The sequence below is a fragment of the Actinomyces sp. oral taxon 849 str. F0330 genome, assembly GCF_000239715.1.
Classification (GTDB): Bacteria; Actinomycetota; Actinomycetes; order Actinomycetales; family Actinomycetaceae; genus Actinomyces; species Actinomyces johnsonii.
Genome location: NZ_JH470350.1, coordinates 297,719 through 317,814 on the forward strand (window position 1 = coordinate 297,719; position 20,096 = coordinate 317,814).

Annotated in this window: 16 protein-coding genes; 10 read left to right on the top strand and 6 right to left on the bottom strand. The window is 66.7% G+C overall.

Annotated features, from left to right (window positions below):
- Positions 1 to 967, top strand: a 967-nt coding sequence (gene sucB / locus HMPREF0975_RS14705; RefSeq protein ID WP_009233088.1) for a 2-oxoglutarate dehydrogenase, E2 component, dihydrolipoamide succinyltransferase, incomplete at its 5' end; no start/stop codon positions are given.
- A 138-nt stretch (positions 968 to 1,105) separates the two neighbouring features.
- On the opposite strand, the gene HMPREF0975_RS05175 is transcribed toward sucB, so the two are convergent.
- From HMPREF0975_RS05175 to HMPREF0975_RS05185, 3 genes are all read right to left on the bottom strand, one after another.
- On the bottom strand, positions 1,106 to 2,080 hold the full coding sequence (locus tag HMPREF0975_RS05175; protein ID WP_009233089.1) for a Clp protease N-terminal domain-containing protein: 975 nt from the start codon (positions 2,078 to 2,080) through the stop codon (positions 1,106 to 1,108).
- A 2-nt stretch (positions 2,081 to 2,082) separates the two neighbouring features.
- Positions 2,083 to 2,325, bottom strand: a complete 243-nt coding sequence (locus HMPREF0975_RS05180) for a hypothetical protein (protein WP_049939505.1) — start codon at positions 2,323 to 2,325, stop codon at positions 2,083 to 2,085.
- 116 nt (positions 2,326 to 2,441) lie between these two features.
- Positions 2,442 to 3,083: a TetR/AcrR family transcriptional regulator gene (locus HMPREF0975_RS05185; protein ID WP_009233091.1), complete on the bottom strand. Its 642-nt coding sequence runs from the start codon at positions 3,081 to 3,083 to the stop codon at positions 2,442 to 2,444.
- An 87-nt stretch (positions 3,084 to 3,170) separates the two neighbouring features.
- On the opposite strand from HMPREF0975_RS05185, the gene HMPREF0975_RS05190 reads away from it, so the two are divergent.
- Positions 3,171 to 5,438 (top strand): FAD-dependent oxidoreductase, encoded by a 2,268-nt coding sequence (locus HMPREF0975_RS05190; protein ID WP_009233092.1) that lies wholly within the window; start codon positions 3,171 to 3,173, stop codon positions 5,436 to 5,438.
- Positions 5,439 to 5,498: 60 nt separating this feature from the next.
- Here the strand turns inward: HMPREF0975_RS05190 and HMPREF0975_RS05195 are convergent, their stop codons facing one another.
- A complete protein-coding gene (locus HMPREF0975_RS05195; protein WP_232212465.1) occupies positions 5,499 to 7,244 on the bottom strand; it encodes a serine/threonine-protein kinase in 1,746 nt (581 codons plus the stop codon).
- Between the two features lie 102 nt (positions 7,245 to 7,346).
- Between HMPREF0975_RS05195 and lipB the strand changes: the two genes are divergently transcribed.
- From lipB to HMPREF0975_RS05235, 8 genes are all read left to right on the top strand, one after another.
- Positions 7,347 to 8,057, top strand: coding sequence for a lipoyl(octanoyl) transferase LipB (gene lipB, locus HMPREF0975_RS05200; RefSeq protein WP_009233094.1), 711 nt, complete (start codon positions 7,347 to 7,349; stop codon positions 8,055 to 8,057).
- A 93-nt stretch (positions 8,058 to 8,150) separates the two neighbouring features.
- Positions 8,151 to 9,182, top strand: coding sequence for a lipoyl synthase (locus HMPREF0975_RS05205; RefSeq protein ID WP_009233095.1), 1,032 nt, complete (start codon positions 8,151 to 8,153; stop codon positions 9,180 to 9,182).
- Between the two features lie 74 nt (positions 9,183 to 9,256).
- Positions 9,257 to 10,012 carry a DUF4191 domain-containing protein gene (locus tag HMPREF0975_RS05210; RefSeq protein ID WP_009233096.1) on the top strand — a complete coding sequence of 252 codons (756 nt, stop codon included), beginning with the start codon at positions 9,257 to 9,259 and terminating at the stop codon, positions 10,010 to 10,012.
- A gap of 196 nt (positions 10,013 to 10,208) precedes the next feature.
- Entirely contained in the window at positions 10,209 to 11,633 is a 1,425-nt protein-coding gene (gene glnA / locus HMPREF0975_RS05215) for a type I glutamate--ammonia ligase (protein WP_009233097.1), read from the top strand.
- A gap of 155 nt (positions 11,634 to 11,788) precedes the next feature.
- On the top strand, positions 11,789 to 12,709 hold the full coding sequence (locus HMPREF0975_RS05220; RefSeq protein ID WP_009233098.1) for an ABC transporter substrate-binding protein: 921 nt from the start codon (positions 11,789 to 11,791) through the stop codon (positions 12,707 to 12,709).
- Positions 12,710 to 12,712: 3 nt separating this feature from the next.
- Positions 12,713 to 13,678 carry an amino acid ABC transporter permease gene (locus tag HMPREF0975_RS05225; protein ID WP_009233099.1) on the top strand — a complete coding sequence of 322 codons (966 nt, stop codon included), beginning with the start codon at positions 12,713 to 12,715 and terminating at the stop codon, positions 13,676 to 13,678.
- Positions 13,675 to 14,475, top strand: coding sequence for an amino acid ABC transporter ATP-binding protein (locus HMPREF0975_RS05230; protein WP_009233100.1), 801 nt, complete (start codon positions 13,675 to 13,677; stop codon positions 14,473 to 14,475). Before HMPREF0975_RS05225 ends, HMPREF0975_RS05230 begins: the two co-directional genes overlap by 4 nt.
- 211 nt (positions 14,476 to 14,686) lie before the next feature.
- Entirely contained in the window at positions 14,687 to 16,357 is a 1,671-nt protein-coding gene (locus HMPREF0975_RS05235; RefSeq protein ID WP_009233101.1) for a tetratricopeptide repeat protein, read from the top strand.
- Here HMPREF0975_RS05235 and HMPREF0975_RS05240 read toward each other — a convergent pair.
- Complete coding sequence (locus HMPREF0975_RS05240; RefSeq protein ID WP_009233102.1) at positions 16,349 to 17,020, bottom strand: histidine phosphatase family protein; 672 nt, start codon at positions 17,018 to 17,020, stop codon at positions 16,349 to 16,351. The genes HMPREF0975_RS05235 and HMPREF0975_RS05240 overlap by 9 nt on opposite strands.
- Positions 17,021 to 17,116: 96 nt before the next feature.
- The coding region (locus HMPREF0975_RS05245; RefSeq protein ID WP_009233103.1) for a bifunctional [glutamine synthetase] adenylyltransferase/[glutamine synthetase]-adenylyl-L-tyrosine phosphorylase at positions 17,117 to 20,096 on the bottom strand (2,980 nt) is incomplete at its 5' end.

Consider the following 20,096-nt stretch of genomic DNA (forward strand, 5'->3'; position numbering starts at 1 on the left):
GCGTGTCTCAGCGGGCGCCACGGGCTCCTACGTCACGCCAATCGTTCGCAAGCTCGCCAGGGACAAGGGCGTGGACCTGTCCACCGTCACCGGCACCGGCGTGGGCGGCCGTATCCGCAAGCAGGACGTGGAGGCCGCTGCCAAGGCCGTCGAGGAGGCCCGCGCAGCAGCCGCTGCTGCCGCCCCTGCCGCCCAGGCACCCGCCCCCGCGGCCAAGCCTGCCTCGGCCAAGCCCGAGGTGGACACGACCCTGCGCGGCAGCACGGAGAAGATGAGCCGCCTGCGCCAGGTCATCGCCGAGCGCATGATCGACTCGCTGCAGACCTCTGCTCAGCTGACCACCGTCGTCGAGGTGGATGTCACTCGCGTGGCGGCGCTGCGCGCCCGCGCGAAGAACGACTTCCTGGCCAAGAACGGCACCAAGCTGACCTTCCTGCCCTTCTTCGTCCAGGCCGCCACGGAGGCCCTCAAGGCCCACCCGAAGATCAACGCATCCATCGAGGGCAAGAACGTCACCTACCACGACGTCGAGCACGTGGGCATCGCGGTGGATACACCGCGCGGCCTGCTCGTGCCCGTGGTCAAGAACGCCGGCGACCTCAACATCCCCGGGCTGGCCAAGCGCATCAATGACCTGGCCGCCCGCACCCGGGACAACAAGGTCAACCCCGATGAGCTCAGCGGCTCGACCTTCACGATCACCAACACCGGCAGCGGTGGCGCCCTGTTCGACACCCCGATCATCAACCAGCCGGAGGTCGCGATCCTGGGTCTGGGTGCCATCCAGCGCCAGCCCCGGGTCATCAAGGACGCCGATGGCGGCGAGGTCATCGCCATCCGCTCGGTGTGCTACCTGGCCCTGTCCTACGACCACCGACTGGTGGATGGCGCGGACGCGGCCCGCTACCTCATGACGGTCAAGAAGCGCCTCGAGGAGGGCGACTTCGGCAGCGAGCTGGGCCTGTGAGCCTGAGCTCGGCCCTCTAGCGTCAGCGGGGCCCGCACCATCACGGTGCGGGGCCCCGCCCGTCTTGCCGGGCATATCAGGTCCCCTGCTCGGACACGTGGCAACCGCCCCGGTCCGTTCCCGGTCTTGGCCCTCGGCTCACGAATCCTCCGCCGCAGCCCGCGCGATGCCGGTGAGCGTGTTCTCCAGCCCCAGACGAGTCCCCCGCCAGAAGATCGGGTAGAGCAGCTCCCCCAGCGGACCCCACGTGCGATGCGCCAGGACCAGGCGGACACGAGTGCCGCCCGGCGCCTCGATCAGGTGCAGGTCCTTCACGAAGGCCACCTCACCATCGCGACGCCCTGAGACGACGGTGCACGACCAGGTAACCCTTGTGTCCACGGACGTCTCCATCCGCCACCTCAGGAAGCCGGTTCGACGGCGCCCCTCCACCCTCTGCACGGCGCCGTCGGAAAGAACCTCGGTCAGTTGTTGTCGGGGCAGAGCCCACCACGTGAGCCGGTCCGGGTCGCTGAGTAGGGCCGTCAGGTGAGCCACAGGCGCTGAGATGAAGCGTTCCTGGCTCAACTCCCGGTCCAAGCCGTACCTACGGTACTCGTCAGTCATCCGGTAGCGTCCCAGGGCCGATTCCCTGTCGACCGCTATTTCACTGAGCTCAGTGCGCAGATAGTCGACATCGACACCGCAGTGGGCAAGAAGTCTGACAGCCGGGGACTGGAGCGAGGCTGCGGATGAGGAGATGAGGGCTTGCAGAGCCTGAGCGCTGGTGTTGAACGAAGCCCTCTTGTTGTTGATGAACTCGGCGGCGGCGTCCGAGAGGGGAATCTCCCCTCCCTCCTTCGCGGTCAGCTCTTCGGCTGCGATCGGCGAAGGTCTGAGGGCGTCGGAAAGGCTGATGCCCACGCGCGCAAGATCTGTATCAGCCATCTCGTCGATGGCGGCGCGCGCTCGCGTGAGGGTCACGCCCTGGGTGGCCAAGACGGCCGCAGCCGTCCCGCCCTGAGCCAGGAGGCCGAGGAGCATGTGCTCCGGCTCGATCTCCCGATGATGCAGACGCGCGGCTTCCGCGTGCATGGCGCTGAGCCAAGTCAGGTAGTGGTCAACGGCGGGCATCGTCATCTCCTCCTGGTTGGAGCCAGACCGGGCTGAACCCGCTTGGCGTACTTCTTGTGGACCGCCTGACGAGAGACCCCAAGACAAGAGGCGATCTCGCTCCATCCCATGCCCGAGCGCAGAGCGGCCTCGACCTGCGCAAGCTCAAGAGTGTCCGTCAGTCGCCGCAGAGCCGCCACGGCTCGTAGCCCGTCCTCGGGGCGAGCGGTATCAGCAGCCTCAGTGGCTGCGGTAAGCGCGTCCATATAAGCAACATAAGTTGACATGACCATTCTGTCAACTTATGTTGCTAGCCGCCTCGGGCGAAGACAATCGGTCAGGACAGCAGGAACGGCATTCCGCTTCTACTGCACACCCTCCGCTATGCCGATTCCCCGCTTTCATGGAGGCCTTCAGCAACAGGAACCTCACTCAGACCAACAACCCCACGGGCGAACTCGAGGCGCTCCTGGACCGAGCCGAACGCGCCCACCAGTGGGCCGTCGAGCAACAGCGAGGCCAGGCCGTGCACGCCGGACCAGAAGAGCACCTCGATCTCGAGGGACGTTTCCTCGCCGGCCACATGTCTCGCCAAGCGGGCCAGCTCATCGCGTGCGCGCTCACTGGCCTGCACCACTTCCGGGAAGCGCTCCGGATCGCACACATCGGGCCGGAACATCACTCGGAAGACCCCGGGATGACGCAGGGCGAACTCGACATAGGCGTTTCCCGAGGCCGTCAGGACCACCCGGCGATCCGTACCTTCGAGTCCCTCGCGAGCCGAGGCGAGCCGGTCCGCGAGCTCATCGAAGCCCTCGCGCACCAGCGCCGCCAGGATGGCCTCCCGGTTGGCGAAGTAGTGATAGGGGGCCTGGTGCGTGCACCCGGCGCGACGCGCCACCTCCCGCATGCTCAGCGCGCTGGGCCCCGACTCATCCAGGAGCTTCCGACTGGTTCGCAGCAGCTCGGCGCGCAGATCCCGGCTACCGCTGCGCTCGGACGAGGCTCCTGATTCAGAGGTCATGGCAAGAGTGTAGAACCGCTTGACTAGACACTGTCCAGTCGACTGCTATGCTGACTTGACACTGTCTAGCCAGATGAAGGGGTAACCATGTCCTATGACGTCATCGTGATCGGCTCGGGTATCGGCGGGCTGACGACTGCTGGTCTGCTGGCGCGCGCCGCTGGCAAGCGGGTTCTCGTCCTGGAGCGGCACACGGAACCGGGAGGACTCACCCATACCTTCCGGCGCGACGGGGCCTCCTGGGACGTGGGAGTGCACTACATCGGACAGGTCGGCCCTGGAAGCCGGGCTCGCGCCTACTTCGACTATCTCTCCGGAGGCGAGCTGGAGTGGAACCGCATGCCGAACGCCTACGACAGGTTCGTCTACCCGGACCTCGACCTGAGCGTCAGCAGCGATCCGGATCGCTACGAGCGCGAGCTGGTCGCCGCCTTCCCCCAGGAGGCCAGGGCCATTCACCGCTACTTCAAGGCTGTCCGGCGCACGACTGCGTGGACCACGATGAGCTTCGTTCAGGGGATGGTTCCCCGCCCGATGACATCACTGCTCAGGCTCGCCCAGCGCATGGGAGGACGAACAGCCACCGGTACGACGAAGGCGTACCTCGACGCCCACTTCCGCTCCCCCGAACTCAAGGCCGTCCTGGCCAGTCAGTGGGGCGACTATGGGCTGCCGCCGTCCCGTTCGGCCTTCGCCGTGCACGCGATGGTCGTCTCCCACTACCTCGAGGGCGGATGGTTCCCCCAGGGTGGCAGCGCCCGGATCGCACGCACCTTCGAGAAAGGGATCGAACAGGCCGGAGGAGCCGTCCGCGTCGCTCAGGAGGTCACGGAGATACTCCTTGACGACGGCGCGGCCTCCGGAGTCCGGGTGATGGACCACCGCGGCCCTCTGTCACGAGAACGCGTTTACCACGCGCCGGTCATCGTCTCCGCCGTCGGCGCCTCCAACACCTTCAACCGCCTCCTTCCCACATCCGGTGACATCGGTCGCCTCACCGGGCCGGCGCGCCGCACCCTGACGAATCTGGGCACCGGCACGTCTGCCGTGACCGTCTTCCTGCGCCTACGCGACGACCCTCGCAGTATCGGCCTCGACGGCGGCAACATCTGGGTCAACCGGGACCTCGACCACGAGCGCACCCAGGAGCACTCCGTCTGCCTGGTGGAGGGCCGTCCCCATGACGTCTTCGTCTCCTTCCCCTCTGTAAAGTCCGGTGAGTCCCCGCACACCGCCGAGATCATCTCCTTCTGCGACGCCGACTCATTCCGGCAATGGGCCGACCTGCCGAAAGGTGACCGCGGTCCCGACTACTCCGCTCTCAAGGAGCGCGTCGCCCGCGGCATGCTCGATCTGGCGGAGAGTGCAGCACCGGGTCTGAGCGATCTGGTGGACTACCTGGAGGTCTCCACCCCCCTCACCTACGCGCACTACACCGCCCACCCTGCCGGCGCCTTCTACGGACCGCCCGCCACTCCACTGCGATACAGGTCCGACCCGTTGGGCCCGCGCACAGCGATCCCGAGACTGTTCCTGTCCGGGCAGGACGCCGGGAGCACAGGAATCATGGGCGCCATGATGGGCGGACTCGCAGCGGCCTGCCAGGTGCTCGGACCACGCGGCTACTCCACCATCACCTCCGCTTTGCGGGAAGCCCCCGCATCCCCGGATCCACAAGGCGCCCGCGCACTACCGGGGGGCAAGTACCACGCCGTCCTGGTCTCGAAGCGCCGTCTTACCCCGAGTGTCTGGGACGTGACGCTCCACGTGGACGGACAGATCGAGCATTGGGCGCCGGGGCAGTTCGCCCGCCTGCACGTGGGCGATAACGCGTGGCGCGACTACTCGATCGCGGGGCTCGATGACCATCGGCTCCGTCTGCTCATCTCGACTCGGACCGGCGGACGAGGATCGCAGTTCATCGAGAATGCCGACAAGGGCGTCACAACGGTGGTCGAGCTACCCCTGGGAGGGTTCGGACTCGCAGACTCCGATAGGCGTCGACTGTTCATCGCCACCGGTACTGGGATCGCCCCCATGCTGGCCATGTTCGCCCAGGCTCCTGGACTCGAGCATGACACGCTGGTCTTCGGCTGCCGCAACCGGGAAGAGGATCTGACAACGGTGATCGACTCTCCCATGCCCGGGCGGGTACTGCGCTGCCTGAGCCGCGAGGAGGCGCCCCGGGCGTTCCACGGACGGGTCACCGACGCGCTTCCCGGACTTGCCGGCAGCTCCGGGCTAGATCCTCGCAGCACGGAGGTCTACCTCTGCGGCTCAGCCGCTATGGTCGCCGATACCCGAAGACTCCTCGAACGCGCCGGCTACGACTCCATCCACACCGAGCCGTACTGAACGCCCCGCGAAGGAGGCGCGCCGGCCCGGCTTCATCCCGGTTTCGAGGCGCGCAGGAGTTCATTCCACGGCACGGACGTCGGCGACGCGCCATGGCCCTGGGACGAGGATGAGGACGACTTGGCGGGATGCCAAGGCGGGAACCGTTCGAGTTCCGGATGCGCCCGAACGCGTCGAGGCGCTCTGGGACAACGTGACCCGAACCGCTCGAGCGCCGGGCCAGAGCGCGGCCGCGTCCCCGGGCAGCTCCGTGTCGATCATCTGGCTGACGGAGGTCTGCAGGCCTCCGACGCTCTCACCCGAGTCGATCAGATCGGTCAGAATCCGCGTGTCGGTCTCTGCCGCGGGAGAGCCCGGTACCGTCGTGGCCGCCAGGGCGTCGGCGTCCGCGGCCATGAGTGCGCGGTCCCGGGCCGCAGACAGCGCGACGACGATGCTCACCACGTCGGCTCCGTCGTCCTCGGCCGTCTGCGAGGCCGAGGACGACGGAGGCCCGCTCGCAGACGCGGTGGACGACGGCCCCGTTGAGGAGCCGGCAGTCGATTCGACCGGCGCGCTCAACCCAGCGCTTGTCGTCGAGGCCGGAGCGGAGCCCAGGGCCCAAGCGGGCCTGAAGGACGCTAGCCCTCGCGCCGGTCCCCAAGCCGCCAGGCAGACGGCGACGAGCAGTGCCGCCGCGAGCCCCCAGGCCCGGACGCGACCGGGCTCCGGGCGTCGCCCTCTCCCCCAGCGTATGGCCGCAGGCCCCCGCCCGATGCGGCTCATGCCGCCCCGGCCCTCCGCTTCGCGCCTGTCGGAGTCGTCCCGGGAAGCGGCCCTCAACCGCGGTCCGAGTCCTGTCCCCGTCCTGAGCCTGGAACCGACTGTGCGCGTCGGCGTACGGGCGGCCGCCCGCAGGCAACCGGCGGCGAGACGGGCGCCATCGGGCAGCTCAATGGGCGATGCCGGGCCCAGTTCTGGTGCGCGGGCGGCCAGGTCGCGGGCCTTGGGACGGTCGGCTGGGTCGTCGGCGAGGGCGTCGGTCAGGAAGCCGGCCAGCCTCCTCGTCCCGGTCCCGCCCTGTCCTGCGCACTCGGTCAGGAGACGCGCAAGGGCGTAGACGTCAGAGGCCGCCGACGCCGGCGCGCCCGCGAGCCGTTCGGGGGCGGCGCAGTCCTGCGTTCCCATCTCCATCGCGGAACCCAGCAGGTCGATGAGGACCGGACGCCCATCGGTGGTCACCAGGACGTTGCCCGCGGAGACGTCCCCGTGGGCGGCTCCGTGCTCGTGGAGGTAGGCCAGCGCCGATCCCAGGACGTCCAGGAGAGTGGCCAGATGGGAGATATTGAGTCTTCCCCTCGCGCCCAGCACCACGTCGAGCCCGGCCCCCTCGACGAGTTCCATGATGACGCCCGCCCGCTGCTCGGGCAGGGGCACCACCTCCCGCACCGTGACCAGGCCGGGGTGGCGCAGCACGCGCAAATCGGCCAACCGTCGTAGGACTGCCGCTCCGCCGCGCCCGCTAGGCAGATCGACGACCCGGATGACGACATGGCGGCCCTGCGCATCCAGCCCACGACGAGGCGCGCTGACAGCGGTGGAGCGCCCCATCACCTCGCCAACGGTGTATCCCTGTCGGGACAGTGCGCCGAGCGCCGAGTCCGGGATGCCCGGCTCGGCATCGGAGACCGGGATTCTGGAGGCGCGGGGCCCGCGCGCGCCCCGACGTCGAAGTACAGCGCGGAGTACCGACCGGCCGTTGCAGGCACCGTCGGCATCGCCGTCGGCCGGTTGGTCGCCGGGGCGGGGGCGCATCGTTGGGCTCATGCATTCCATGGTCGCCATGCCGCCGTCAGATGGCCAGACCGTGCAGTCGGCCTGTGGATAACTCGAATCCGGGTGCCGGTTGTGGTCACGTAGGCTGTCCCCGTGCTGCGTCAGGACGTGGGACTCGGATCCCGACTCATCCCCTTCCATGAGGGCCTGCAGCTGCAGAGGACGGTCCACGCCGAGGTCGTGGCGGGTAGGCGACCCAGCACGCTGCTGCTCATGGAGCATGAACCGGTCTACACGGTCGGCAGGCGCACCCACACGTGGGAACGGCCAGACGGCGACGTCGTCGGACCCGGACACGTCCCAGTGGTCGATGTGGACCGCGGAGGGAAGACCACCTGGCACGGGCCCGGTCAGCTGACCGTCTACCCGATTCTGCGCCTGACCCCGCCGCTCGACGTCATCCGTTACGTGCGCGCGTTGGAGGCCGCCGTCATCGAGCTGTGCGCCCTCTACGGCTTGGAGACGATCCGGGTCGAGGGGCGCTCCGGGGTCTGGGTGCCCGCCGACCCGGCCGACCCCGCCGACGCGACAGTCCCCGACCGGTGCCGTCGCAACGAACGCAAGATCTGCGCCCTGGGAGTCAGAGTCGCCCGGGGAGCGACCATGCACGGGATCGGCCTCAACGTTGACCCGGACCTGGAGGCCTTCTCCCTGGAGAGGATCATCCCCTGCGGGATCGACGACGCCGGGGTGACCTCCTTGAGCGCCGAGACCGGCCACCATCTGGCCACCAACGCTCCTGCGGACGCACTGGTGGCCGTCTTGGAGGCATATCTGGCGCCGTTGGTGGCAGATGCCACGTGACAACGGACGCCCACTCCTAGGCCTGAGGTCCTATGAATTCGCGGAAGCGTACTAGACTCCCCGTGGAATCGTCGTCGGCGAGGAGAGGTTGAAGTGAGCACCACCGTTGCCCCCGAGGGACGCAAGCTCCTGCGGGTCGAGGCGCGCAATGCCCGCACCCCCATCGAGTCCAAGCCCGACTGGCTGCGCACCCGCGCCGTCGTCTCCGACACTTACCAGGAGGTCCGCGGCCTGGTGCGGGAGAAGAGCCTGCACACAGTGTGCGCCGAGGCCAACTGTCCCAACATCTACGAGTGCTGGAACGACCGTGAGGCCACCTTCCTGGTGGGCGGCGAGATGTGCACACGCCGCTGCGACTTCTGCGACATCGCCACTGGCCGCCCCACCGAGTACGACGTCGACGAGCCCAGACGCGTGGCGGTGTCCATCAAGGAGATGGACCTGCGCTACGCAACCGTCACCGGCGTGGCTCGAGACGACCGCCCTGACGGCGGGGCCTGGCTCTACGCGGAGACCGCCCGCCAGGTGCACGAGCTCTCCCCGGGCACCGGGGTCGAACTGCTCATCCCCGACTTCCGGGGCGACCCCGACGCGCTGGAGGACGTGTTCTCCTCGCGCCCCGAGGTGCTTGGCCACAACCTGGAGACCGTCCCCCGCATCTTCAAGCGCATCCGACCGGCCTTCTCCTACGAGGGCAGCCTCGAGGTCATCACCGCCGCCTCTAAGGCGGGACTGGTCACAAAATCCAACCTCATCCTGGGCATGGGCGAGACCCGCGACGAGATCGAGGCGGCCATGGCGGCGCTGGTGGAGGCCCGCTGCGACATCCTGACCATCACGCAGTACCTACGTCCCTCCAAGCTGCACCACCCGGTTGACCGCTGGGTCAAGCCCCAAGAGTTCGTGGAGCTGAGCCGGTTGGCCGAGGAGATCGGTTTCGCGGCCGTCATGAGCGGCCCGATGGTGCGCTCCTCCTACCGGGCCGGGATGCTGTGGGGGCGAGCCATGGTCAAGCGCGGTTGGCAGATCCCCGAGCGCCTAGCTCAGCTCGCCGAGCCCGCCACGGCTCGTCAGGAGGCGTCGACCCTGTTGGGAACCCATCCCCACCTCGCGGCCGCCTGCTGAATGCGGACCTTCTCGCCTTCAGGAGCCCGGTTCCTCAGTGCGTGCGCGCACTGCCACGCCGACGGCGGGACTGTGTGTGCCAGCGCACCAACGTCGTCTATTGTGTGCCCGTGAGTAGTGCTCAGTCCCCCCAGCCGAAGAAGAAGCGACGGCTGGCCCAGTACCTTCAGAACATCAAGGACTCCTACACGATCTCGCGGCGCAGCTACCCGTGGATCGGGTGGGCGATGCTGGCCGCGTCCGCCGCATGTCTCGCCCTGGGCGTGGCCATATCCTTCGCCAGCGGAATGTCGCTGTGGTACTGGCTGTTCTTGAGCATCCTCATGGCGCTCATGGTCAGCATGATCATCCTGTCCCTGACGGTGCGCCGCGCCTCCTACGCCCAGATCGAGGGGATGCCGGGAGCGACCAAGGCCGTTCTCGACCAAATCGGCCGCGGTTGGTACGTCGAGCCCGAGCCTGTGGCCTTCACCAAGAACCAGGACCTCGTGTGGAGAATGGTGGGACGCCCCGGGGTCGTGCTCATCGCCGAGGGGCCAAGCACCCGTACCCGCCGCATGCTGGCGGAGGAGGAGCGCAAGGTCCACCGGCTACTGTCGACGGTTCCCATCCATACGCTTCAGGTGGGCACTGACGCGGGGCAGGTGCGCTTGACCGACCTGTCCAAGACGCTGCGCCGGCTGCCGACCAAGCCCACGTCACTGACCGACGCCGAGATCACCCAGGTCTCCAAGCGACTGACCTCGATGGCCGGTAGGAACTCGCCGATCCCCAACTACGTCGACCCCAACCGGATGCGCCCGGATCGTCGCGCGATGCGCGGCCGCTGAATACTCCGCACCCGCGTCGCGCACCCCTCGAACCGCTGCAGGGCTAGCAGCCGCCCTGAGGTCCGCGCAAGAAACGACCGAAACACCCAGGCAACACCGACGCCATTCCTCCGTCACGGGCGGGTCAATATAGTTGCCGATATCAGCCGCAGTGCATACGCGCTGAGTATGTGCGCAGTTCCCACTTGGAGGAGATATGTTCGAGGACGCATCCGAGGCACTGACGTTCATCGAGAAGGAGAATGTCGCGCTGGTCGATGTGCGATTCTGCGACCTACCCGGCGTCATGCAGCACTTCACCATTCCCGTGACCGCCTTCAAGGACGAGGCCCTCACAGACGGCCTTATGTTCGACGGCTCCTCGATCCGCGGCTTCACCGCGATCCACGAATCGGACATGAAGCTGGTCCCGGACGTGACCACGGCTTTCCTAGACCCTTTCCGCGAGGAGAAGACGCTGGTCGTCAACTTCTCGATCGTGGATCCCTTCACCGATGAGGTCTACTCGCGAGACCCCCGCTCGATCGCAGCCAAGGCCGAGGACTACTTGCGCTCCACTGGAATCGCCGACACCTGCTACATCGGGGCGGAGGCCGAGTTCTACCTCTTCGACTCGGTGCGCCACGAATCCTCACCGGCCAAGTCCTTCTACGCCATCGACTCCGCCGAAGCCGCCTGGAACACCGGCCGCGAGGAGGAGGGCGGCAACAAGGGCTACAAGACCGCTTTCAAGGGCGGCTACTTCCCCGTATCCCCGAACGATCAGATGGCTGACATCCGCGACCGCATGGTGCGCACCTGCCTGGCTTCCGGCCTGGAGATCGAGCGGGCCCACCACGAGGTCGGCACGGCCGGGCAGCAGGAGATCAACTACCGCTTCAACTCGTTGCTGGCCGCCGGCGACGACATGATGAAGTTCAAGTACATCATCAAGAACGAGGCCTGGCGCAACAACAAGACAGCCACCTTCATGCCCAAGCCGATCTTCGGCGACAACGGATCGGGCATGCACACCCACCACTCGCTGTGGAAGGACGGCAAGCCGCTGTTCTTCGACGAGCGCGGCTACGGCCAGCTCTCCGACCTGGCTCGCTGGTACATCGGCGGCATCCTCGCCCACGCCCCGGCGCTACTGGCCTTTACCAACCCGTCGGTGAACTCCTTCCACCGATTGGTTCCCGGCTTCGAGGCACCGGTCAACCTGGTCTACTCGGCCCGTAACCGCTCGGCCTGCATCCGCATCCCAGTCACCGGTTCCTCCCCCAAAGCCAAGCGCGTGGAGTACCGGGTACCGGACCCCTCGTCCAACCCCTACCTGTGCTTCGCCGCCGTGCTCATGGCTGGCATCGACGGCATCCGCCACCGTATCGAGCCGCGTGAGCCCATCGACAAGGACCTCTACGAGCTCGCACCCGAGGAGTACTTCGACATCGACAAGCTCCCCGACAGTCTGGACCAGGCCCTGGAGGCCCTGGAGGAGGACCACGACTTCCTCACCGAGGGCGACGTCTTCACTTCTGACCTCATCGAGACCTGGATCGAGTACAAACGCTCCAACGAGATCGAGCCGCTGCGGCTGCGCCCCCACCCCTACGAGTTCCAGCTCTACTACGACCTGTGAGTCGTTGATGCAGCTCAGACGTCGGTCCTGAGCCTCCTTCACACGAGGCTTGGGGCCGACGTCGTGCTATACGCCACCTTCAGCAGCTGCATATCTATACTGCATTACGGATATTCTTTCTCCGTCTTGATCCACTCCGAAGAGGACAACCCACGATGAGGTTCCGCCAACACACCGCTCTCGGGCTGGCAACCGCCGCTTGTCTGATCTTGAGCGGATGCACCAACGCCGCTGACTGGAACGCGAACCGGAGCTCGCAGATCCACTCCTACGACACCTCCTCGATCCAGGCTCAGCCCGATATCATCGCCAAGCTCCCCCAAGGGGCGCTTGAGGACGGAGTCCTGGACGTGGCGGCTTCCACGGACTACGCACCGGCTGAGTTTCTCGACCCCTCGGGCAAGGCCGTGGGCTACGACGTCGACCTCACCAACGCGATTGCCGCCGTCCTGGGCGTCAAGGGAAAGGTCCACACCGCCGAGTTCGACTCGATCATCGCCTCGATCGGATCGAAGTACGACGCAGGCATCTCCTCCTTCACCGTGACGCCAGAGCGAACCGCAGAGGTGGACATGACCGCCTACGTCAACGTGGGCTCGCGCTTCAACGTCCAGGCCGGCAACCCCAAGGGCGTCGATACCTCGGACCACCTCAAGCTGTGCGGACGCACCATCGGGGTCCAGGTCGGAACCGACCAGGAGACCGCCATGCGCAAAGCCGCCGACAACTGCGCCGAGGCCGGCAAGGACGTCCTGTCAGTGCGCTCCTACTCCAAGCAGTCCGAGGCCACCACAGGCTTGGTCGGCGGCACGATCGACGCCACCTATTCCGACTCCACGGTGGCCGGGTACGCCGTCGAACTGACCGACGGTCAGATCGTCACCCTGGGCGAGGTAGAGGACGCTGCACCCCAGGGCGTGGTGACCTCCAAGGCGGACCCGCAGTTCACCGCCGCGATCCAGGCCGCCGTCCAGTACCTCATGGATCAGGGCATCTGGCAGAAGATTCTGGATAACTGGGGCGTGAAGGACGCTGCCCTGACCACCGCAGAACTCAATCCCGCAGTGAAGGAGTGAGCCGTGACTGCCTCACCCGCCTCTGACGACGACAAGGTCGTTCTCAACAACCCCAAGCCGGTCCCCCGCCCGGGGACCTGGATCAGTGCCGCGATCGTGACGGTTCTGGGCGCCATGCTTATCCACGGGCTGGTCACCAATGAGAAGTTCCACTGGTCCACGGTCTGGTTCTTCCTGCGTGAGGTCCATGTGGTCAAGGCCGTCGGTTGGACGCTGCTGCTGACTTTCATGGCCATGGCCATTGGCATCGTCCTGGCGGTGACGACGGCGATCCAGCGCCAGTCCTCCAACCCGGTGCTGCGCTGGGTGGCACTGGCTTACCTGTGGTTCTTCCGCGGGACGCCGATCTACACCCAGCTGGTGTTCTGGGGGGCGCTGTCCGCGCTCTACCAGAAGCTGAGTCTGGGGGTCCCCTTCGGCCCCGAGCTGCTGACGTTCAAGACGACGACGGTTTTCACTCCCTTCGTCGCAGCAATGCTGGGACTGGGCATCAACGAGGGGGCCTACCTCTCCGAGATTGTCCGCTCGGGCCTGAACTCGGTGGACAAGGGGCAGAGTGAGGCAGCCGGGGCCCTGGGCATGAGCAAGGGCCAGATCCTCAGGCGGATCGTCCTGCCTCAGGCGATGCGGGTCATCGTGCCGCCCACCGGCAACGAGACCATCTCCATGCTCAAGACAACCTCCCTGGTACTGGCCGTTCCCTTCACCCTGGACCTGACCTTCGTCACCAACTCCTACGCCTCGCTGACCTATCAGATCATTCCGCTGCTCATCGTCGCGGCCATCTGGTACATCATCATCACCTCGATCCTCATGGTGGGACAGCACTACATCGAGCGCTACTACGGCAGGGGCTTCGACTCGAACAAGGCCTCCGCCTCCTCCGGCCGTGGGCTGTCAGCCCGTCAGCAGGCGATCCTCAACGCCCACACCACCAAGGACGATCCCTTCCTGGAGGTCACCCCATGAGCACATCCACTTCCGCCGCAGCTGAGACGCCGAAGGTCGAGATCAGCGACTTGCACAAGTTCTTCGGCGAGCTGCACGTGCTGCGCGGTATCGACCTCATCGTGCCTCCGGGATCGGTCACGGTTCTCATCGGCCCCTCTGGCTCGGGAAAGTCGACGCTCCTGCGCTGCATCAACGAGCTGGAGTCCATCGACGCCGGTCGGATCAGGGTCGACGGCGAGCTCATCGGGATGCGCGAGGTCGAGCGCGGCGGGCGCACCGAACTGCACGCCCTGTCGGATAAGGCCCGCGCCGCGCAGCGCGCCAAGATCGGCATGGTCTTCCAGCGTTTCAATCTCTTCCCCCACATGACGGCTCTGGAGAACGTCATGGAGGCGCCGGTTCAGGTGAAGAAGATGCCCAAGGACAGGGCGCGAAAGCGCGGCATCGAGCTGCTGGAACGGGTGGGGCTCGGCGATCGCTTAGAGCACTACCCCTCTCAGCTCTCGGGGGGTCAGCAGCAGCGGGTGGCGATCGCCCGGGCGCTGGCGATGGATCCCGAGCTCATGCTCTTCGATGAGCCGACCTCCGCCCTGGATCCCGAGCTGGTCGGTGAGGTACTTCAGGTCATGAAGGACCTGGCAACCTCCGGGATGACGATGGTGGTGGTCACCCACGAGATGGGCTTCGCCCGGGAGGTCGGCGATCAGCTGATCTTCATGGACGGCGGAGTCATCTGCGAGTCGGGCGACCCCGTGGATGTCCTGGACAACCCCCGGGTCGAACGCACCCGCGCCTTTCTCTCCTCGGTCCTGTAAGGACGGACAACGACACGAGCCGCCACGTGAGCCTCGGCTGTCCCACAGACAGCCGAGGCTCACGCGTATTCCGGCGCCGCAGTCATCAAGCAGTGCACCGAGACGTCTCTGTCCTCAACGAATCGGAGAGCGAAGTTGATCCGATTGATCATTTTATTCTATCCTCATCACCTCATGCGCAGATCACGACCTGCCACAAGGAGTGATAACGTTGCCCGCCCAGCAGAACCATTTTCATGACAGCGCTAGAGCGCAGCAACTACAAGAGGACGCATACCGCCTGAAGGATGCAGGCCATTTCAGCCAAGCCAATGAGAACCTGCAAGAAGCAATCGCGATCCTGTTCTCAGCCAACCAGTTCGCAGAGGCTTCCACCATCATTCGCGACCAGTTGTCGGCCCCATGGATTTCAACTGCACAACGTTCGCACTGGCATCGTTACATGGGAACCGTGCTCCATTTCATGGGCGATGACGAAACCGCTGTCCAACACTACCATCAGGCGTTGTCTCTCGCTCGGTACACAGGTGACAAGACAAGCATGATGAACGCCTATCAGGCGCTCGGTTGTGTCAATCAGAAACAAGACAAAGAAGATGCCAAGACCTCATTCGAGTACTCGTTGGCCATTGCCAGGCAAATCGACGACCAAGCAATGATAGCCACCAACTGCTACCAGCTGGGACTTCTTTTCCAGGAGCATGGAGATTACAGCACCGCCAAGAAATTCTACGTCGACTCCCTTTCGGCCAGCAAGACGATCGATGACCAGAAAAGAGTTGGCACCACCTACCATCAGCTCGGCATCATCTACCATGCTCAGGGGGACTATCGCACTGCGCAAAGGCTGTACGACCAGTCCCTGGTCATCAGCAATCAACTCGATGACGCCTCAGGTATCGCGGCAGCGCTTGGGCAACTTGGCTCCATCGCACAAGAGCAGGGGGACTACACCAGAGCACGCAAGCTCTATGGGGCATCCCTGGACATCAGCAAGAAGCTCGGAAATCAGGCGCACACGGCCGCACTGAATCAGAATCTAGGGAATCTCGCCTTCCTTCAAGGAGACTACGAGTCCGCTCGATCGCTGTACGAAGAATCTCTCGCAATCAAGGAGAAAATCGGAGACCGCAGCGATCTCGCCTCGACCTACCACCAGCTGGGCACTCTCGCCTACGATTCTGGGGACTACACCACGGCACGATGCCACTATGAGCGAGCACTCGCCATCAGTCAGAGCACTGGAGACCCGACGAACACTGCCAGCGCCTTCCATGAGCTGGCCATGCTCGCTCAGGATCAGGGCAACTACGAGGAGGCACAAGCCCGTTACGAGCAGGCCCTGTCCATCTTCGAGGAGCTTGGAGACCAGACCGGCATGGCCACGAGCAGCCTTCAGCTCGGTATTGTCGCCAAGGACGCAGGGGATGATCAGCTGGCACGATCCCGTTATGAACAGGCCCTGGCTATCTATGAAGGACTGGCGGACCACATCGGGACAGCCCTCGCCTGCCATCATCTAGCAGTCCTCGCTCAGCTGCGCGGAGAGACTCCCCAGGCGATCTCGGCGCTCCTGGACAAAGCGCTGGACCATGCTGCGCTGGTATCGACGGCGACGAAGGCGGGCCAGGTCATGAGCTCTGTGGCAGATCGATCCGCAGAGATCGGATGCATTCCCCTCCTGGCCCGAAGCCATGCGTGGCTGCTCGGAAGAACGGGTAGTGGCGAAGAGATGCGCAGGGCGATCGATACCTCCCTCCCCATGCTTCAACGGCTCCGAGCCGATGGCTACACGAACGAGGTTGAGGCCGCCATCAGCTCGGTGATGTCCCTTCTGTCGCCCGCTGAGGCCGAGCGATTTGAAGATCTGTTGTCACAATGACATGGCGGCGGCACTGGAGGGCTCGCCCCAGGCGCCGTCATCCCAGGACGTCAGACTCCATCCTAACTCAGGGTCTCCGTCGACAACCGTGATCCCCGTATTGTGCATGGGGCGGTCGGCGATCCACAGCGGATCCACGCCGCTTCCCGGCGCCGCCTTGAGCGAGGTCCAAAGACGCAGCACGGTGCCGTGGGAGACGAGCAGGGCCGCCGAGGCTCCCGCCCGGGCGGTCTGCTCGGCGATCCGGCCGACGGCATCGTCGAAGCGCTGGAGCGTATCGGTGCCGTCCTCCGGGGAGCCGGGGATACGGCACGCGGGGCGCCCGGCCATCCAGGCTCGGGTGGTGTCCACGTAGCAGGCCACCGAGCGGGCGTCGGTGTTCATCTCCAGCTCCGCGGCCAGAACTTCGCGCAATCCCGAGTCGATGGTGGCGCTCAGGCCGGTGGCCGCCTCGATGGGGGCGATGGTTTGGCGGGCGCGCAGGATCGGGGAGACCCACAAGGACCCCAGCGCCTCGATCAAACCGGCCTCCTCCAGCCGGGCGGGAAGACCGTCCGCCTCTCGTCGGCCGACATCGTCCAGAGGATTTCCGGGGAAGTCGGTGTCGAGTGCCTGCATGACATTGGCGACGGTGCGACCGTGGCGTACGAGAATGAGCCTCACGGCGCCAAGTCTGCCAGGTCGACGGCGCCCGAGCCTGCGGCGACGGTGCGATCCTCATCGCCAGGCATCAGACGGTCCGGTCTTCCTCCGTCTCGATCAGCTCCAGGGATAGGGACCCTCCGGACGTCGTCTGGTTGCGCGATTACGGCCGGTTCCCCGAGATCGCATGGTGCCTGTCGTGCCTGCGTCTCGGCGGGGCCGTTTACGAGTCTTCCCGGCTGGGGCCGCTGAGCGGCCCGGCGCCGAGCTCGGGGCCTGATCGCGAGCCGCCGATGTGCTGGTCGATGGTGATGACGCGGAGGAGGGCGACTCCTGGACGCCGCCGCCGTCGGCGAAGACGATGCGCTCGGCGACGGTCCGGGTATGGCGGGCACTGCGACGGTAGATGTCCTCGAGCTCGCGCTCCCTGCCGCTGCCCAGGCCGATGAGGCGACCCACCAAACGGATCTCACGGATCTGCACGGGGAGGACCTGGGAGCGGGGTCCGGAGGCGCGCCCGGTTCCCAGCACGATCGCGCAGCGCAGGCGGCTGGCCAGGATCCAGGCCGCGACCAGCACTCCCCCGTCGTCGGTGCTCAGCAGCCCCCCTTGAACCGCGGCCTGCAGCGCCGCAATGGTCGATGTAGTCCGCAGCCCGGTGATCTGCCCGGCATGGGCGAGCTGGAGCACCTGGGCGCTCCATTCCACGTCGCTGAGCCCTCCGGGGCCGAGCTTGAGATGACGTACCGGGTTGATGCCCCTCGGCAGGCGCTCGGTCTCCACTCGGGCCTTGATCCTTCGGATCTCCCGCAAATCCTGGGTGCTCAGTCCTCCCTCGGCCCAACGCAACGGGTTGATGAGCTCTTCGAAGCGCCCGCCCAGCTCGCGGTCTCCGGCGCAGGCCCGGGCGCGCAGTAGCGCCTGCCTCTCCCACAGAGCCGCCCAGCGCCCGTAGTACTCGCCGTAGGCGGCCAGTGAACGACTCATCACGCCCTGGCGGCCTTCGGGCCGCAGATCGGAGTCCACCTCGAGGGGGTGGGGGCGCGCAGAGGCGAGAAGCCCCACGACCTGCTTGGCGACGGCCTCCGCCTCCTGAGCGGCCGCCGCATCGTCCGCCCCGTCGCGGGCCTCGTGAACGAACAGGACGTCGGCGTCGGAGGCGTATCCGATCTCACGGCCTCCGAGGCGTCCCATGGCGACGATGGCGTGGCGGGCGAGAGCGGCCTCCCAGCATCCGTCGGCCCCAAAACCGCCGGCAACGGCCTCGACACCGTCCCGCTGGGCGATGACCAGGCCGGTGGCGACCGTCAGCGCCCCGCCGAGGACCGCGTCGGTGGCGTCGGTGAGGATGGAGGCGGTGCGCTCGGGATCGATGCCGTCGAGGCAATCGGCCAGTGAGGCTCGTACCTCCTCGCGGGCTCGCACCCTCACAATCGCCTGGACCGCCTCAAGCGCCTGTTCAGCGAGCGCAGTATCGTCCGGCCCGCTGAGGCTGCGTCGGCGCAGGACGGCGGCGACTTCCTCCGCCAGGGCGCCGGGGCGGCGGGGCTCGAGCTCGGCGTCGTCGTCGAGCCAGGCAATGGACTCGGGGAACTCTGCGAGGCGCTCGGTGGCCCAGTGGGCGCCTGAGAGCACCTGGCACAGTCTGCGCGCGGCCACCGGCGAGTCCCGCAGCATGGCCAGGTACCAGTGCGATCCTCCGATGGCCTCCGACAGGCGTCGGAAGGACAGCAGGCCGAAGTCGGGGTCGGCGCCTTCGCCGATCCAGCCGATGATGACCGGCAGGAGCTGACGCTGGATGGCCGCCCTGCGACTGACGCCCTCGGTGAGGGCCTGGATGTGTCGCAGCGCCCCGTCGGGGTCCGTGTAGCCGACGGCGGCGAGCCGCTCGCGCGCCGCCCGAGGGCTCAGAGCCATCTCGTCAGCGCTCAGGGCGGCTGCGAAGCTCAGCAGGGGGCGATAGTAGATCTCCTGGTGAAGGGAGCGTACGCGTCGGCGCAGGTCCTTGAAGTCCTCCCACAGGCTGTCGCCCCGGCCCAGGCAGTCGCTGACGCCGCGCTCGATACGACGCAGGTTCTCCTCCTTGCTCGGCAGGTTGTGGGTGCGGCGCAGGCGGAAGAGCTGGCTGCGGTGCTCCAGGAGCCGTAGGGCCTTGTAGCAGCTGCTCAGGGCCGCGGCGTCGGCCCGGCTGACGTAGCCGCCCGCGCTGAGCGCGTCGAGCGTCTCCAGGGTGCCGCGCACGCGCAGGCTCTCATCGGAGCGGCCGTGGACGAGTTGAAGGAGCTGGACGGTGAACTCCACGTCCCGCAGGCCGCCGGGTCCCAGCTTGATGCGTCGGTCCGCACCGCCGCGCGGCACGGACTCCTTCTCGACCCGGCGACGCATGGCGCGGGCGTCCTCGACGAAGTTCTCCCGCCGGCTGGCCTCCCACACGAAGGGCGCCACCCCCTGCTCGTAGCGGGTGCCGAGCTCCCTGTCCCCGGCGCAGGCCCTCGCTTTAAGCAGGGCCTGGAACTCCCAGGAGGCGGCCCATCGCCGGTAGTAGGTCAGGTGGGAGTCGAGGGTGCGCACGAGTGCGCCGTCCTTGCCCTCTGGGCGCAGCGCCGTGTCCAGGGGCCACAGGGGAGGCTCGGGCGCTGTGGCGGAGACGACGTGGGCGAGCTCGGTGGCCAGGCGGGTGCCGACGTCGACGAGGTGCTCCTCGCCGGGCGGTTCTTCCGTCTTGCGAGACTCCTGGGCCGGGCCGACGACGTAGACGACGTCCACGTCGGAGATGTAGTTGAGCTCGCGCGCCCCGGTCTTGCCCATGGCGATCACGGCCAGGGCCACGTCGTCCGCTTGCGGGCCGACGGCGGCGCGGGCGATGAGCAGGGCCGCGTCCAGGGCGGCATCGGCGAGCTCCGCCATGCGCCGGCAGACGGTGGGAACCTGTTCGATCGGGTCCGGGCTGGTCAGGTCGTCGGCGACGATCGCCATAAGCCGGTCCCGGTAGGCGCGTCGCAGTGCCGCAGTCGCGCGATCCACGCCAGTCCCCCGGTCCGCCGGGTCCGCGCTACCGCTGCAGTCCTCGGGTGCCGTCGCCCCATCCAGGGAGTCC

Bases quoted from the DNA above. Each gene is read 5' to 3' on its own strand.
- HMPREF0975_RS05175 (WP_009233089.1), bottom strand. From the start codon at position 2,080: ATGCCCGCCGTTGACCACTACCTGACTTGGCTCAGCGCCATGCACGCG.
- HMPREF0975_RS05185 (WP_009233091.1), bottom strand. From the start codon at position 3,083: ATGACCTCTGAATCAGGAGCCTCGTCCGAGCGCAGCGGTAGCCGGGAT.
- glnA (WP_009233097.1), top strand. From the start codon at position 10,209: ATGTTCGAGGACGCATCCGAGGCACTGACGTTCATCGAGAAGGAGAAT.
- HMPREF0975_RS05220 (WP_009233098.1), top strand. From the start codon at position 11,789: ATGAGGTTCCGCCAACACACCGCTCTCGGGCTGGCAACCGCCGCTTGT.
- HMPREF0975_RS05190 (WP_009233092.1), top strand. From the start codon at position 3,171: ATGTCCTATGACGTCATCGTGATCGGCTCGGGTATCGGCGGGCTGACG.
- HMPREF0975_RS05180 (WP_049939505.1), bottom strand. From the start codon at position 2,325: ATGGACGCGCTTACCGCAGCCACTGAGGCTGCTGATACCGCTCGCCCC.
- HMPREF0975_RS05230 (WP_009233100.1), top strand. From the start codon at position 13,675: ATGAGCACATCCACTTCCGCCGCAGCTGAGACGCCGAAGGTCGAGATC.
- HMPREF0975_RS05195 (WP_232212465.1), bottom strand. From the start codon at position 7,244: ATGAGCCCAACGATGCGCCCCCGCCCCGGCGACCAACCGGCCGACGGC.